Consider the following 14897-nt stretch of genomic DNA (forward strand, 5'->3'; position numbering starts at 1 on the left):
GCCCGCCAAGACCTTCAGTGGATAGGGTGTTATGTCCGGAAAAGCGCAACAGCAGTCTCGTATCAAAGAGTTGATCACACTTGGTCGTGAGCAGGGCTACCTGACTTACGCGGAGGTCAACGACCACCTGCCGGAGGATATTTCAGATCCGGAACAGGTGGAAGACATCATCCGCATGATCAATGACATGGGGATCAACGTATTCGAGGTTGCGCCAGATAAGGATTCCCTTATGCTGGCCGACGCCGATACCGACGAAGCCGCGGCCGAAGAGGCAGCAGCAGCGTTGGCAGCGGTCGAGACCGACATTGGTCGCACCACCGACCCGGTGCGCATGTACATGCGTGAAATGGGTACGGTAGAGCTCCTCACACGTGAAGGCGAAATTGAAATCGCCAAGCGTATTGAAGAGGGCATCCGCGAAGTGATGGGCGCAATTGCGCACTTCCCTGGCACGGTTGACCATATTCTCTCCGAATACACTCGCGTCACCACCGAAGGTGGCCGCCTGTCCGACGTCCTGAGCGGTTATATCGACCCGGACGACGGCATTGCGCCGCCTGCAGCCGAAGTGCCACCGCCTGTCGATCCGAAAGCCGTGAAAGCGGATGACGACACCGACGACGATGACGCCGAAGCAACGACTGACGACGAGGAAGAAGCCGAAAGCGGTCCGGATCCGGTTATCGCGGCACAGCGTTTTGGCGCTGTCTCCGATCAGATGGAAATCACCCGCAAGGCGCTGAAAAAGCACGGTCGTGGCAACAAGCTGGCAATCGCCGAGCTGGTGCTGCTGGCTGAGCTGTTCATGCCGATCAAACTGGTGCCGAAGCAATTCGAAGGCCTGGTCGAGCGTGTTCGCAGTGCCCTGGATCGCCTGCGTCAGCAAGAGCGCGCAATCATGCAACTGTGCGTTCGAGATGCACGCATGCCGCGTGCCGATTTCCTGCGCCAGTTCCCGGGCAATGAAGTCGACGAAAGCTGGTCCGACGGCTTGGCCAAAGGCAAAGGCAAATACGCCGAAGCCATTGGTCGCCTGCAACCGGACATCATTCGTTGCCAGCAGAAGCTGATCGCGCTGCAAACCGAAACCGGTTTGACGATCGCCGAGATCAAGGACATCAACCGTCGCATGTCGATCGGTGAGGCCAAGGCCCGCCGCGCGAAGAAAGAGATGGTCGAAGCTAACTTGCGTCTGGTGATCTCCATCGCCAAGAAGTACACCAACCGTGGCCTGCAATTCCTCGATCTGATCCAGGAAGGCAACATCGGTTTGATGAAAGCGGTAGACAAGTTCGAATACCGCCGCGGCTACAAATTCTCGACTTATGCCACCTGGTGGATCCGTCAGGCGATCACTCGCTCGATCGCCGACCAGGCCCGCACCATCCGTATTCCGGTGCACATGATCGAGACGATCAACAAGCTCAACCGCATTTCCCGGCAGATGTTGCAGGAAATGGGTCGCGAACCGACCCCGGAAGAGCTGGGCGAACGCATGGAAATGCCTGAGGACAAGATCCGCAAGGTATTGAAGATCGCTAAAGAGCCGATCTCCATGGAAACCCCGATCGGTGATGACGAAGACTCCCATCTGGGTGACTTCATCGAAGACTCGACCATGCAGTCGCCTATCGATGTCGCCACCGTTGAGAGCCTTAAAGAAGCGACTCGCGAAGTACTGTCCGGCCTCACTGCCCGTGAAGCCAAGGTACTGCGCATGCGCTTCGGTATCGACATGAATACCGACCACACCCTTGAGGAGGTTGGTAAGCAGTTCGACGTGACCCGTGAACGGATTCGTCAGATCGAAGCCAAGGCGCTGCGCAAGCTGCGCCACCCGACGAGAAGCGAGCATCTGCGCTCCTTCCTCGACGAGTGATCACAAAACCCCCGGCCCAGGCCGGGGGTTTTGCTTTATGCAGATAAAGTTTCCCACGCTTCACTCCCGCCTGATTGCCCGTCTACACTCGACACATTCCCCCGTGCCGCAACGAGATCGTTATGCCCAGACTGCCGACCGTGTTTTTTTTTGCTGTCGCTGATAACCTGGACCACAACGGCTGGCGCGCTGACTCTGACCGACGAAGAACGTAGCTGGCTGGCGGCTCACCCAGACTTGCGCCTGGGCGTCGATGCGTCCTGGCCGCCCTTTGAGTTTCGCGACGATCAAGGCCGCTACCAGGGCCTTGCAGCGGACTACATCAACATGATTCGGCAACGCCTGGCCATCAAGCTCACGCCCATCGAGCCGGTCAGCTGGACGGTTGTCCTCGAACAGGCCAAACAAGCGAAGCTGGACCTGCTGCCGGGCATCATGTCGACCCCAGAGCGCCAGAGTTACCTGTCGTTCACCCGTCCCTACCTGGACTTTCCGATTGTCATTCTTGCCCATGTCGGAGGTCCCCAGCCGCGCAAACTGGCAGACCTGTACGGCCTGAAAATCGCCGTGGTGGAAAATTACGCCCCCCATGAGCTACTGCGCACGCACCACCCTGACCTGAACCTGGTGGCAATGCCCAATGTCAGCTCAGCCTTGCAGGCACTGGCCACCGATGAGGTGGACGCCGTGGTCGGCGATCTCGCCTCCAGCATCTGGAGCCTGCGCCAGCTCAAGCTCGACGGGCTTTATGTCAGCGGCGAGACACCCTATCGCTATCAACTGGCCATGGGCGTGCCCAAGGACAACAAGGTGTTGGTGGGCATCCTGGACAAGGTCCTGGCCGATATGACCCCGGAGGAAATCAGCGCGATCCAGGAGCATTGGGTCGGCAACGTCCTCGATCATCGAACGTTCTGGTCCGATTTGCTGCTTTATGGCCTACCTGGATTACTGCTGTTGGTCGGCGTGCTGGCAACGGTGATCCGGATCAACCGCCGGCTGAGTTCGGAAATCGCCCGCCGGGTCGATCTGGAACAGGAACTGCGCAGCAGCGAATACCACTACCGCGGATTGGTAGAGAGCCTTTCGGCCATCGCCTGGGAAGCCAGGATCACCGACTTCACCTACAGCTACGTATCGCCCCATGCGGAGGACCTGCTCGGTTACCCCTTGTCGCACTGGCTGATTCCAGGCTTCTGGCGCAACATCATCCACCCCGCCGACCTAACCCGGGCCCAGACCTACTGCGACCAGGAAGTCCTGGCCAGGCGCGATCACACCCTCGATTACCGCGTGATCACCGCCGACGGCCGCTGCCTGTGGGTGCGAGACATCGTCAGCCTGATCGAGCACGGCCATGAACCGGTGATGCGCGGGCTGATGATCGATATCAGCGATGCCAAGCGCACCGAAGAAGCGTTGCGCCTGTCGGAACAGAAGTTCGCCTCGGTATTCCAGCAATGCCCGGACATTCTGGTCATCGCGCGGCTTTCTGACGGCTGTTTGCTGGAAGTAAACAAAGCGTTCGAAGAACAGATCGGCATCATGGCTGAAGACGTCATCGGCCAGACCGCCTCCGACCTCAACATCTGGGGCATCCCCGGCGTCGGGCCTGGCTTGTTGCAGCGGTTGCAGGCCGGCAGCATTCGTAACCTGGAGATGCCCTTTCGTCGCAACAATGGCCAGGTGTTTACCGGCCTGATTTCCGCCGAACCGTTCGACCTCGACACCACCCCTGCGCTGGTGGTCGTCGTGCGCGATATCAGCCAGCTCAAGGAAACCCAGCAACAGCTGCAAACCTCCGAAGAGAAATTCGCCAAGGCTTTCCATGCCTCCCCGGACGGTTTGCTGCTGTCCCGGCAAAGCGATGGCTTGCTGCTGGAGGTCAACGAAGGGTTTAGCCGCATTACCGGCTTCAATAGCGCGATGTCCGTGGATCGCTCGGCGCTCGAACTGGGAATCTGGGTCAACCTCAACGAACGCAAACAGATGCTCGACCTGCTGCACCGTGACGGTTTCGTCCGCGACTTCAGCTGCCACATCCGCCGCAGCGACGGCCAGATCCGCCTCTGCGAGGTGTCCAGCCGTCCGCTGCCGATCGGCGACGAAGATTGCATGTTGACCATCGCTCGAGACATCACCGAGCGGCACTTGATGCAGGAAAAGCTGCAACAGGCCGCCACCGTGTTCGAAAGCACCGCCGAAGGGGTGTTGATCACCGACACTCAACAACACATCAGTGCGGTCAACCGCGCGTTTACCGAAATCACCGGCTACAGCGAAAGCGAAGCATTGGGCCACACCCCTCGCCTCCTCGCCTCGGGCCTGCACGACAGCGCGTTCTATGCAGCCATGTGGCATCAACTGACCGCCGAAGGGCATTGGCAGGGCGAGATATCCAATCGACGCAAGAACGGCGAGCTCTACCCGAGCTGGCTGACCATCAGTGCGGTGCGCAACCGGGACAAATTCATCACCCACTTTGTGGCCGTGTTCGCAGACATTTCCAGCCTCAAGCACGCCCAGGCCAAGCTCGACTACCAGGCGCACCACGACCCGCTGACCGGCCTGCCGAACCGTACCCTGTTCGAGAGCCGGCTGCTGACCGCGCTCAACAACCAACAGGAAAACGGCGGCCAGGGCGCCGTGCTGTTCCTCGACCTGGACCGCTTCAAACACATCAACGACAGCCTCGGGCACCCGGTCGGCGACCTGTTGCTAAAAGGCATCGCGGTGCGCCTCAAGGAACAGTTGCGCGACATCGATACCGTGGCGCGCCTGGGTGGCGACGAATTCATCATCCTGCTCCCCGGCCTGCAGCAATCCAGTGACGCCGACAACATCGCGACCAAGCTGCTCAATTGCTTCAGCGCCCCCTTCCAGGCCGGTGTGCACGAGTTTTTCATCAGTGCCAGCATTGGCACCAGCCTCTATCCCAAAGACGGCTGTGACGTTGCCACCCTGGTCAAGAACGCCGACGCGGCGATGTATCGCTCCAAAGCCAAGGGGCGCAATCGGGTCGAAAGCTACACCCGCGACCTCACCGCCCAAGCCAGCGAGCGCGTCGCGCTGGAGCACGAACTGCGACGCGCCATCGAGCGCAATGAACTGTTCCTGCACTATCAGCCGAAGATCAGCCTCGACGACCATCGCCTGGTCGGCGCCGAAGCACTCATTCGCTGGCGCCACCCGACCTTCGGCGACGTGCCGCCGGAGCACTTTATTCCCCTGGCCGAAGAAAACGGCATGATCCTGCAAATCGGCGACTGGGTACTCGAAACCGCCTGCCGGCAGATGTACGAATGGAACCAGGTCTACGAATGCCTCGGCCCACTGTCGGTCAACCTCGCCGGCGCGCAACTGCGTCAGCCGAACCTGCTTGGCCGCATCGAACAATTGCTCAAGGACAACGGCCTCAGACCCGACCTCCTGCAATTGGAAATCACCGAAAACTTCATCATGAGTCAGGCCGAAGAAGCGCTGGCGGTGCTGCACCAACTCAAACACCTGGGCGTGCAACTGGCGATCGACGACTTCGGCACCGGCTACTCGTCCCTGAGCTACCTCAAACGCCTGCCGCTGGACATTCTCAAGATCGACCAGTCCTTCGTCCGCGGCCTGCCGGACGATCCCCACGACGCGGCCATCGTTCGCGCCATTATCGCCCTGGGCCGAAGCATGCAATTCACCGTGATCGCCGAGGGCGTGGAAACCCTCGCACAGCAGCAATTCCTCGCAGCGGAAGGGTGTGAACAGATCCAGGGCTACATCGTCAGCCTGCCCCTGCCACCGGCCGAATTCGCCGCGACGTTTCTTCGTACAGCCAAATTGGATTTTTCGGATAGCACAGCCGAGAAACCATCGCTATAATCCGCGACCTACTGAGGGCCTATAGCTCAGTTGGTTAGAGCAGAGGACTCATAATCCTTTGGTCCACGGTTCAAGTCCGTGTGGGCCCACCAGATTCTCCACCAACATCAAGGGTTTACCTGCGATGTCGCAACAACCGAAAGCGTGCAAGGTACGGGAAAAGGTACGTCCTCCCGTTCGACTAGCTGGGCCCATCCGGGCCTTGGGAGTTACGCCATGCACGTCACCTACGTCAAGAAACCGCTCAAGGTCGGATTCAGCTACAAGGCTGTGATCCGTTCCGGCGACAAATTGATCGCCAGCAAAACCTTCACCCTCAAGAAAGACGCCAAGACCTGGGCAGACGCCCTGCTGCGTGATAATCAGCGCCTTGAAGCCCTGGGCAACCCGAAGGCGAGGATCACCCTCAGCACCCTGGCCGAGCTGTACATGGATGCGTGGACGGGTCGGGACATCTCTCGTCAAGGCCGGGTCAAGGCGCTGACTGATGCCTACGGCAAGGAACGTCTGCTCGACATCACCACGACCTTGATCAAGGCCGACCTCAAGACCTACGCCGAGGGTCGCAAACCAGCGACGATCAATCGACGGAAAGCCTGCTGGTCGGTACTGATGCAGTTCGCCGTTGACGAAGAGTACATCGCTACCAACCCCGCGAAGGGCATCGCCAGCAAAACCGAGAACAACGCCAGGATTCGCTCTCTCGACGACGATGAGCGCAAGGCGCTGCTCGCTGCCTGCGACGCATCGGACTGGCCGCTGTTGAAGCTGCTGGTCGTGTTGGGAATGACCACCGGTGCACGCCTGGGCGAATTGCAGTCATTGCGCTGGGAAGGCATCGACCTCAAGAAGCGTACCGCGACCCTCGCCATGACCAAGAACGGCGATCCCCGCGTGCTGGTGTTTCCGGCACCAGCGATCACCACGCTGATGCTGCACAGGAAGGCCGAGGGGTTGGTGTTCGGTCGCGCCGATGGTGAGAAGCCGATGTGCTTTCGCAAGCACTGGAACGCGGCGCTGAAGGTGGCTGGCCTTAAGGCGTTCCACTTCCATGACTTGAGGCACGACGCGGCCACCTCCTTGATCAACGCTGGCACCGACTTGTACACCACTGGTCAGATCCTCGGCCATCGCAGCCCGCAATCGACGGCACGCTACGCCCACCTCAGCATCAAGACCAAGCAGGCCGCTGCCGACAGGACGATGGCTGAGGTGTTCGGGAGGCTGGAAAAATGAATGACCTTCGTGAGCGTGCCGAGTTTTGGGGTGTAGATCCTGAACCGTTGATCCAGGCGGTCGAATCCGCCATGCGGGACAGGCGCTACTGGGAATTGCGGAAGCCGCTGATTGCCAGTGCCGAACCCGCCGACTGCAAACATCGGCTCAAGCAGGCGCACAAGGCGATTGCAGCGCTGCCGCTGCGCGCCCGTGACCATCTGCATTGGCATCTGGCCGACCGCATCGCCTGTGACGCCAGGCTTGGCCGTGAACAGGTTCGCCACCTGATGCAAGCCGATCTGCTGACCATGATCCTCGACGCCTTGGCCGAACGTTTCGACAGCGAGGTCGAAGATCGTCAGCAGGAATTCATCCGGCTGGTGCTGGCATGGAAAGATGCAGGCGGTGAGGTCGAGATTGACGGACGGTACGACGGCGACTTGATCGAATTCCTGGGTATTGCCTACCAGTACCTGGGCGAGACCCTGACCGCCGACGCGATCCGGCTTCGGCTGGACCGTGCCCCTCGACGCGGGCCCCCCGAAACCGAGGGGTAGGCGTCGGGTAGCAGAATCGGCTTAGGTAAAATCGAGACTCCAACACACTCTTCGGAGTCTCGATGATGACCACTGCAACTTCACCTATCGTTACGCATGGCAGCGAGCAAAGCTTGCCGCAGTTGCTGGCACAAGCCAAAGCCGTTGTCGTCTCGCGTCAGCAGTTGCTTGAAGCCATTCCCGCCTTAAAGCCTGCCACCCTCTCCTATCTGCTGCGCAACTCCGAACACAACGGTCTGGCTAAAACCGGCGCCGTACTGCGTCCCGGCAAAGAGTTTTTATTTGACTTGGAAGTGTTCCTGACTTGGCTGCGTTCGCGCAAGGCTTGGTAAATCATGACCCCCGACGATGTAAAGGAGACACTGCAAATGTGCAGTCCCTCCATCTCACTCACAGTGAAGCAAGCCGCCCAGGTGATGAACGTCAGCGAGCGTTCCGTATATAGCGCAAGAAAGATCCAGAGGGAAGCTACGCCCGATGTGATTGAGGCGGTAGAGCAAGGTCGCATGTCACTGAATGCGGCACTGAAGACCCTTAATCCAGACAAGGCACCAACGATTAGTGTGGGCGAGCACCTGAGCCTGGTGCTGGCAGAAAACGAAAGTCTTAAGCGTGAGATAGCAAGGCTTAACGCGAAAATCAAAATGCTGGGGTATTAACCATGGCTACTTTTCTGCGCGTTATCTTCGTTGGCGAGCCGCTTTATATAAACGCCGACTTTATCGAACACGTTGATATACAGGATGGTGTTGCCTTTATATTCACCTCCCATTTTCTTAAGGAGGTGGAAAAGGGAACTGGGTTGGAAGAGGCTGATGCGCCTCATATGAACGCCAATCTTTGGTTGGCCTATATCGAAGAATCGCAGAAAACCAAGGGCGTGCAATCATGAACCACGAAACCTTAACCCTGTACCACCACTATCTCAGCGCAAGCGAGATTTACAGTCTGAAAGAAAGGCAGGCATAAAAAAGCCCTCTCAGGCAAGGATGCCGGGAAGGGCTTGAGGTGTACCCGTAACAACGCACATGCCATTAAGGGTAAACATATTATGGCGGATAAAACAGAAGTACCGCAAGTCAATACCGGGAAAGTCCTGGCTTTCCTGAAACTGTTCACGAAAGGGTTAACCGAAGGCTATCTGCAAGTCGAAGCCATCGCATCGGCGATGACGAAAGACGACAAGCCGGATATCCGGCGTCGAACCGTCGCACTGGCTAACCTCGACGACCTGACCACGTTCATCGAACAGTACAAAGAGTGGAACCTGTATTTCCGGCCCAACCTTCTGAGGGACTCACAAGGTAGCGGCAAGGGTGGCGCAGCCTTAAAAACCGACATCATTGCCGGAACCTGTTTCCATCTCGATTTTGACCCTAATGATCCACCAGAAGGTATGACGCTGGATGCCAAGCGCGAGCATCTAATAGCCGAACGCGAACGTATCAAGCTGGCACTGGCGAACTTCAAGGTGTCACCCTCATTCGTGATCGACTCGGGTGGCGGCTACCAAGCGTTCTGGAAGCAGCAAGCACCTGCCCCGATAGGTGAGGTCGAGGCGATCAACCAGCGCCTGTGTGTGTTCTTCAAGACCCCGGATAGCTGCCACAGCAGCCAGCACCTCATGCGCCTTCCGTACACCGTCAACCGGCCCGGTTACAAGAAGCTCGCCAAGGGTCGCGAGGTAGTGGCTACCAAGCTGCCGGTGAAGAACGACAAGCGCTACACCCTGGATGACTTCGCGTTCCTGCCTACCGCGGAGGCGACCGGCGCGAAGGCCAAAGCCAAGGGCAAGGTCGAGACTGATGTCTCTGACCTGCCGAAGCGTTTCCGCGACCTGCTGGCTACAGACGAAGGTCTACAGAAACGTTGGTCTGGTAACGACGAGGGTCTAAAAGAGGGCGACCGTAGCGCCCGCGACATGTCGATCACCTCACGGCTGGTGCGGTACGGCTTCAATAACGCCGTGATCGCCAGAATCCTCAGGGCCTGCCCTAACAGCAAGGCCTGTCAGGATGAGCGGAACGACGACTATATAAACGCCATGATCAGCAAGGCACGTTACGGTAGAGTTCTATCTGCTACAGAGCCTTTGTCTACCGCGCACAGGTTTGTAGCCGAGGTGTTGACCGACGATGATGGTGTTCCTCTGCTGCGGCGCTGGAACGACGACTATTACTTGTGGCAAGACGGGGCCTACAAGCTTCGCGCCGACTGCGATGTCGAGAAGCTGGTTTGGGAATACCTCGAACCGGCCAAGGTTCATATCCCAGGCAAGACGCCCAAGGCTGCCGCTGCGCTTGCACCGGCTCAGATGTCCGCACTTGCACCTGCGGCGCAGGCTGCCGTGAATACCATGCTGGCGGCTACGGCTGCGGCTGTGAAGGCTACGGCTGCGCTTGCTACGACTGCTTCCTTCAAGGTGAACCCGACCAAGGTCAGGAATGTCGAGGCAGCGCTTTGTAGTGCGGTTCTGCTGACCAGTGATGTCCAGAATCCAGCATGGATCGACGGCGCGACGGGGTATGACCCTGCTGAGCTGCTGATCATGGCGAACGGCATTCTGCATATACCGACGCGGGAGCTGCTGGATCACGATCCAAGGTTATTCAGCAGCATGGCGCTGCCGTTCGCCTATGACCCGAATGCCAAGAAGCCCGAAGAGTGGTTGAAGTTCCTGCACAGCCTGTTCACAGATGAGGGTGGTGTTCTCGACGAAGAGGCTATCGATACCTTGCAGGAGTGGTTCGGCTACTGCCTGACCACAAAGGCGCAGCATGACAAGATCCTGATGATCATCGGCCCCAAACGTGGCGGCAAAAGCACCATCGTTCGGATTCTGCGTGCATTGATCGGTGAGATGAACTGTGTAGGTTCGACCCTGGACGCGATGGCTGATCACTTCGGGATGGAGTCGATGATTGGCAAGCGCCTGGTGATATTCCCCGACTCACGCCTGAGCAGTAAAGCCGACATGCGCAAGCTGACCGCCAACGTGCTGACCGCCTCAGGAGGTGATCGGCAATCCATCCCACGCAAACACAAGCCGGATTGGTTGGGTCAGTTGCTGATCAAGCTGATGCTGATCAGCAACGAATTGCCGAAAATGCTCGATGACAGCGAGGCTCTGAATTCGCGGCTCATCTTCTTGCACTTGCGCAAGTCCTTCAGTGAAGCCGAGCAGGACAAGAACCTGACGGAAAAACTGCTGCTGGAATTGCCCGCCATTTTAACTTGGTCGCTTGATGGTTTGGTGCGGCTTAACTCGCGTGGTTATTTTATCCAGCCTACTTCGGCGCTGGAACTGGTAGAGGAAATGGAAAACCTGACGTCGCCTATCGGCGCTTTTATCCGGGATAGGTGCGTGATTGACCCTAATGCGTGGGCCTATAAAGAAACACTTTTTACGGCGTGGAAAGGCTACTGCCTTAGTGAAAATCGTAATTATGAGGGAACTACCGCATCTTTCGGCGTTTCGTTGCGCGCGGCAGTGCCTAAATTGATAACGAAAAAGGTCGGCCCGAAGGGCGCTCAACGTTCGGCCTACTTCGGAATTGGCATGGCTACTGTCGCTACCCGCGTAAGTGATGACCAGAAGAGGTTTTTTGACGGCCACCAGCCACCGGCAGGCGCCGAAACGGCAAAAACGTCTGAAATAGCTGATCTAGACGCTTTCAAGGCTAAAAAAAGGGCCGAGCTGATGTAAGGCGGTATCCATGGTATCCAGGCGTATCCATGCAATTTCTCATTGCAGTTGAATAATTCACTAAAAAAAAAAAAGGTAATTATTTATATGCAATGGGGTTTTGCCTGGATACGCCTGGATACCGCACCGCCAGCACCTGTGAAAGGCGCGGGCTAGACGCTCGCAAGGCGTATCCAGGCGCCTGGATACGGCCCGGATACCGCCAAACTGTGAAATGTGGAGGTTTTTATCATGCAAGAAGTTAAAGTGGTCGATGCGGCATATGTCCGTGGGATGGTCATGAACCAAGACGTTACAAATGGTCTGGAGTCCGGTCGCTTTTATCTGGCGATCAAGGTGAAAAAGCCGACTGCCAAAACTAAGTCCATGCGCCAGTTTCGTAACAGGCGTCTCGAAGCTGGGTATCGGCGCTTTGAGGTTTTATTACCAGCACATATTTATGACGCGCTGTATTCCTTACGGCGTGAAGGTGAAACCTTTATAAAAATGTTTGAGCGGTTACTGTCCGGTGATATCGATCAAACATCCATGGCGCAGACACACGAATAGAAAATCCGCAGATTCCCGAACACCTGGGTGCGGCAGCGCGGCAAGAAGGCTACTCGAAAACAATACCGCCAATTGGCGGGGTTTTTACCCCATAAACGGATACTCAATCCGTGTGTCATACACAGCTGGCGCGGCTCCCAAGCCAGCGAGGTACGTTTTTGAGGTACGTTCAGACGCCGAATGGTGGATAAATGTACAGCACTAATACGACGCCTTCTGCGGCATCACAGGCGGACCCTGGCAAAAGGTATTGCCGAAGAGCTAGCGCGTCCCACACGCGACCACGCGCAGCCAGATTTGATATTTGAGGTGATGATATGACCAGCAGCACGTATGAATCAACCATGCCCGACACTCTGGAGCGTGCGCGCCGTATGGCACCGCCCTTGCTGGGTCGGACCAACGCTTTGCTCGATGAGCTGGAGTGGTCGCGGGTCGAGTTACAGCGGCTCCAGGCTCAACAACCTGCACCTGATCCAGATAAGGCATTAGCCAGGAAACTCAGGGCAGCACATGCCCGTGAATCAAGGACCGCAGACCTGCACACCGCAATAGACGTCTACGTCGAGAAGTATCGCAAGCAACTTCGTGATTGGACTGATAGCAAAAAATCCAGCCGCGCCAAGTGGCTGGCAAGGCTGATGAAAGCCGACGCTGGTGCGAATGACGCGGTGCCACACTGGCGTTATATCGAGAGCTACATAAATACCATGCACTTCTAATTACAGAACGACAGGGTATTTCCTTTTCATGCCTTACAACGACCGCGCTTCACGCTATACATACTCCAGACATAACCAACTGGAGTATCCCCAAGTGAGCAGATCAGACGTAGCCGTAGAACAGCACCAACCGGTAGTCTCTTTGACCTCGAAAGATGTTCGGTTGAGGGAAAGTGCGGGCAATGAATTTCGTATCGTATATCCAGCCGGGACACCGCCAGAAAGACGTGAAGAATCAAGCTTTTACGCTACTGTTGCCCACCAATTCCAGCCGTATGACGAACTCATCCTTATCGATGCCGGGCGCACTAGTTACAGCCGCTACTTGGTCCTGGCCTGCGGTGTCGGTTACTGTGAGGTTCATAAATTATACGAATCCCACTTGCCTAGTCTGATGTGCAGCATTGGTGAACGCCTGCCCTCAAACCATAAAATAGTATATTGCGGGCCTGATGAACTGTGGAGTGCTGTCCGTTCCAGTGACGGCATCACGATCATCAAGAACGCCCAGTCACAAGATGCCTGCCTGCAAGAATTGCTGCAACATGCGAGTCTCAGGAAATGAATAATGACCTTATCAATCGACATGTCTTGAACGTGACGATCCAGTTTATAAGTTTCAGGGGAACTCTGGAGGCGTTCGTGGGCTATGTGACGCATAGCATGGGCGACAGTGCGCCCTCCATTGCGGATGTTATTCATTATCTTATAAAGGCCGAAACACATAAGGAGCTATTAAATTGGGACGTGGGCATCTGGAGAAACACGGACGGTAGTTGGAGCCTTGTATCCCTTGCCACACCGCCAGATATCGAACAAATGCGCTACCGGCTGGAACATTTCCCTATCTCCAATACGCAATGCCGTTGGTGTTTACAGGACGCCAAGCGCTTGGCCGACAATGATCTTATCGTTGAGAAAGACATAAAAGGTCTGCCGGTGCACAACTCCCGGTGCCATAAAATTTGTATGAAGCCCTGGCTGACGATGAGAAACCAAGTAGCAAGAGCCGACGCCCAAACCACTCCACAAAAAGCGAGTCTTATCTAATGGCAGACCTCAACCACCAAATCGTCTCCGCGCTTAAAACCCTGATCCGCCAGAACGGCGGTGAAATCCACGGTTATTGGCCTGACATTGCCGACCGGATCGCCTGCGAGATTGGCGGCGACCCCGACGACTTCATAGTGAAGAAGTTCGAGGAACATTTGCGCGCCATGGGCCTGAAATACTTCTTCGAAGACCATAAGGACATCGATTTTATGCGGGACTGGATCACCGGGGAATTGAATTTCGTGGACCGCAAACTGGTTTTTACTGCGTGCGAAGTCTCCTTTAACAGAGTGACGAAAGAGATTACGTGGAAGGAGGTGAAACATGAGTAACGATGTCGATGTATATGGCGGTGGCAATGACCTCCAGCCCTATTCCCAGCCACTGGCGCCAGCCCCGTCACCCGATTGGGGCGGCAATGGTGTTGACACTCTAACGTCACGCGAACTCGACGAGTATCAAGGTCAACGTAGCGACCAAGGTTTGCAAATCTTCGGCCAGACATTACCCGCTGGAGCCGATCCCCAGCACCTAGCTCAAACGTTAAACGAGATCCAGGCATTAATAGCTTCTGATCTGATGCGCCTTGGTCATCCGCAGGCTTATATCAATGCGGCCATAAGCTGGTTTCAAAACTCTGCCCGTAAAACCCCGGTGCGTGAGCGTAAGCTGCATAATTTTAACTTGTACAATCAGGCCGGTGATCTGGCCGCTGAGTCCTGGGCAAATGCCATGGCAAGGGCCGGTGCTACTCAGGATTTTATCTCTAATTGTCTTTGGCTTTTAGGGGAACTTAATAAAAAGCTTGGTGAAAGCCAAGATACCCCAGCGCAGGGAAGCGCACCTATTTCTGCATCAGGACGGCCTGATGATCTGGACGATGCTACTTATAATCAGCTTTACGATTACAACGAAAAAATGAAGCCACGCACCGAGGGCATTCTGCGTGGTAAATGGGGTAACGCTTATGAAGCCAATCGTCGTATGGTCGATGACTATCTGCAATCGCTGAGTGCTGCGGAGAAGAATCACTTTGACCAGTTCCTGAACAACGGCTTGCACGCTCTCAATGACCCCACTGTGATTCTCGGGCTGCATGGTCAGGCGATTGGGATCAATAACATACCAAAATCAGGATCGGCGCTGGCGGACGAAATCAACATGATGCATGACGTTATAAAGAATCATCGGAAGCTGTGGTTATCTGATGAAAGGATGCAAAGTCGCTACCGCGAGCTTATCCGCATTAGGGATGGTGGCTGACATGAAAAGCGTAAAACACATCGTCGCGAAGATGGAGTTAGAGCGGCGGCGCTTTGAAAAAAAGCAAGCCAAGAAAA

14 protein-coding genes and 1 tRNA gene are annotated in these 14897 nt (G+C 56.3%); all 15 read left to right on the plus strand.

Annotated features, from left to right (window positions below; all coding sequences use genetic code 11):
- The first annotated feature begins 31 nt into the window (after positions 1–31).
- The 15 genes from rpoD (at position 32) to BZ163_RS30300 (ending at position 14820) form a co-directional block, all read left to right on the plus strand.
- A complete protein-coding gene (gene rpoD / locus BZ163_RS30230) occupies positions 32–1882 on the plus strand; it encodes an RNA polymerase sigma factor RpoD (RefSeq protein WP_128873977.1) in 1851 nt (616 codons plus the stop codon).
- 150 nt (positions 1883–2032) lie between these two features.
- Positions 2033–5752 carry a bifunctional diguanylate cyclase/phosphodiesterase gene (locus tag BZ163_RS30235; RefSeq protein ID WP_128873978.1) on the plus strand — a complete coding sequence of 1240 codons (3720 nt, stop codon included), beginning with the start codon at positions 2033–2035 and terminating at the stop codon, positions 5750–5752.
- A 15-nt stretch (positions 5753–5767) separates the two neighbouring features.
- A tRNA-Ile gene (locus BZ163_RS30240) sits at positions 5768–5844 on the plus strand.
- 124 nt (positions 5845–5968) lie between these two features.
- Positions 5969–6988 carry a site-specific integrase gene (locus tag BZ163_RS30245; protein WP_128873979.1) on the plus strand — a complete coding sequence of 340 codons (1020 nt, stop codon included), beginning with the start codon at positions 5969–5971 and terminating at the stop codon, positions 6986–6988.
- Entirely contained in the window at positions 6985–7527 is a 543-nt protein-coding gene (locus tag BZ163_RS30250) for a hypothetical protein (RefSeq protein ID WP_128873980.1), read from the plus strand. Before BZ163_RS30245 ends, BZ163_RS30250 begins: the two co-directional genes overlap by 4 nt.
- Positions 7528–7589: 62 nt before the next feature.
- Positions 7590–7859, plus strand: coding sequence for a hypothetical protein (locus BZ163_RS30255; RefSeq protein ID WP_128873981.1), 270 nt, complete (start codon positions 7590–7592; stop codon positions 7857–7859).
- Positions 7860–7862: 3 nt separating this feature from the next.
- On the plus strand, positions 7863–8186 hold the full coding sequence (locus BZ163_RS30260; RefSeq protein WP_128873982.1) for a hypothetical protein: 324 nt from the start codon (positions 7863–7865) through the stop codon (positions 8184–8186).
- Between the two features lie 2 nt (positions 8187–8188).
- Positions 8189–8419 carry a hypothetical protein gene (locus tag BZ163_RS30265; protein WP_128873983.1) on the plus strand — a complete coding sequence of 77 codons (231 nt, stop codon included), beginning with the start codon at positions 8189–8191 and terminating at the stop codon, positions 8417–8419.
- A gap of 159 nt (positions 8420–8578) precedes the next feature.
- On the plus strand, positions 8579–11233 hold the full coding sequence (locus BZ163_RS30270; protein WP_128873984.1) for a phage/plasmid primase, P4 family: 2655 nt from the start codon (positions 8579–8581) through the stop codon (positions 11231–11233).
- Between the two features lie 231 nt (positions 11234–11464).
- Positions 11465–11782, plus strand: coding sequence for a hypothetical protein (locus BZ163_RS30275; protein ID WP_128873985.1), 318 nt, complete (start codon positions 11465–11467; stop codon positions 11780–11782).
- Between the two features lie 317 nt (positions 11783–12099).
- On the plus strand, positions 12100–12504 hold the full coding sequence (locus tag BZ163_RS30280) for a hypothetical protein (protein ID WP_128873986.1): 405 nt from the start codon (positions 12100–12102) through the stop codon (positions 12502–12504).
- 94 nt (positions 12505–12598) lie between these two features.
- Positions 12599–13069: a hypothetical protein gene (locus BZ163_RS30285; RefSeq protein ID WP_128873987.1), complete on the plus strand. Its 471-nt coding sequence runs from the start codon at positions 12599–12601 to the stop codon at positions 13067–13069.
- Positions 13066–13554, plus strand: a complete 489-nt coding sequence (locus tag BZ163_RS30290; RefSeq protein WP_128873988.1) for a hypothetical protein — start codon at positions 13066–13068, stop codon at positions 13552–13554. Before BZ163_RS30285 ends, BZ163_RS30290 begins: the two co-directional genes overlap by 4 nt.
- The gene (locus tag BZ163_RS30295; RefSeq protein WP_128873989.1) at positions 13554–13889 is read left to right on the plus strand and encodes a hypothetical protein; all 336 of its coding nucleotides are present in this window, start codon (positions 13554–13556) and stop codon (positions 13887–13889) included. Before BZ163_RS30290 ends, BZ163_RS30295 begins: the two co-directional genes overlap by 1 nt.
- Complete coding sequence (locus BZ163_RS30300; protein ID WP_128873990.1) at positions 13882–14820, plus strand: hypothetical protein; 939 nt, start codon at positions 13882–13884, stop codon at positions 14818–14820. The genes BZ163_RS30295 and BZ163_RS30300 overlap by 8 nt, the downstream gene beginning before the upstream one ends.
- Positions 14821–14897: the final 77 nt, after the last annotated feature.

It is taken from the genome of Pseudomonas sp. VI4.1 (assembly GCF_002029345.1).
Taxonomy (GTDB): Bacteria; Pseudomonadota; Gammaproteobacteria; order Pseudomonadales; family Pseudomonadaceae; genus Aquipseudomonas.

Coding starts and splice junctions, on each gene's coding strand:
- BZ163_RS30270 (WP_128873984.1), top strand. CDS start 8,579: ATGGCGGATAAAACAGAAGTACCGCAAGTCAATACCGGGAAAGTCCTG.
- BZ163_RS30280 (WP_128873986.1), top strand. CDS start 12,100: ATGACCAGCAGCACGTATGAATCAACCATGCCCGACACTCTGGAGCGT.
- BZ163_RS30250 (WP_128873980.1), top strand. CDS start 6,985: ATGAATGACCTTCGTGAGCGTGCCGAGTTTTGGGGTGTAGATCCTGAA.
- BZ163_RS30255 (WP_128873981.1), top strand. CDS start 7,590: ATGATGACCACTGCAACTTCACCTATCGTTACGCATGGCAGCGAGCAA.
- BZ163_RS30290 (WP_128873988.1), top strand. CDS start 13,066: ATGAATAATGACCTTATCAATCGACATGTCTTGAACGTGACGATCCAG.
- BZ163_RS30295 (WP_128873989.1), top strand. CDS start 13,554: ATGGCAGACCTCAACCACCAAATCGTCTCCGCGCTTAAAACCCTGATC.
- BZ163_RS30260 (WP_128873982.1), top strand. CDS start 7,863: ATGACCCCCGACGATGTAAAGGAGACACTGCAAATGTGCAGTCCCTCC.
- BZ163_RS30300 (WP_128873990.1), top strand. CDS start 13,882: ATGAGTAACGATGTCGATGTATATGGCGGTGGCAATGACCTCCAGCCC.
- BZ163_RS30245 (WP_128873979.1), top strand. CDS start 5,969: ATGCACGTCACCTACGTCAAGAAACCGCTCAAGGTCGGATTCAGCTAC.
- BZ163_RS30265 (WP_128873983.1), top strand. CDS start 8,189: ATGGCTACTTTTCTGCGCGTTATCTTCGTTGGCGAGCCGCTTTATATA.
- rpoD (WP_128873977.1), top strand. CDS start 32: ATGTCCGGAAAAGCGCAACAGCAGTCTCGTATCAAAGAGTTGATCACA.
- BZ163_RS30275 (WP_128873985.1), top strand. CDS start 11,465: ATGCAAGAAGTTAAAGTGGTCGATGCGGCATATGTCCGTGGGATGGTC.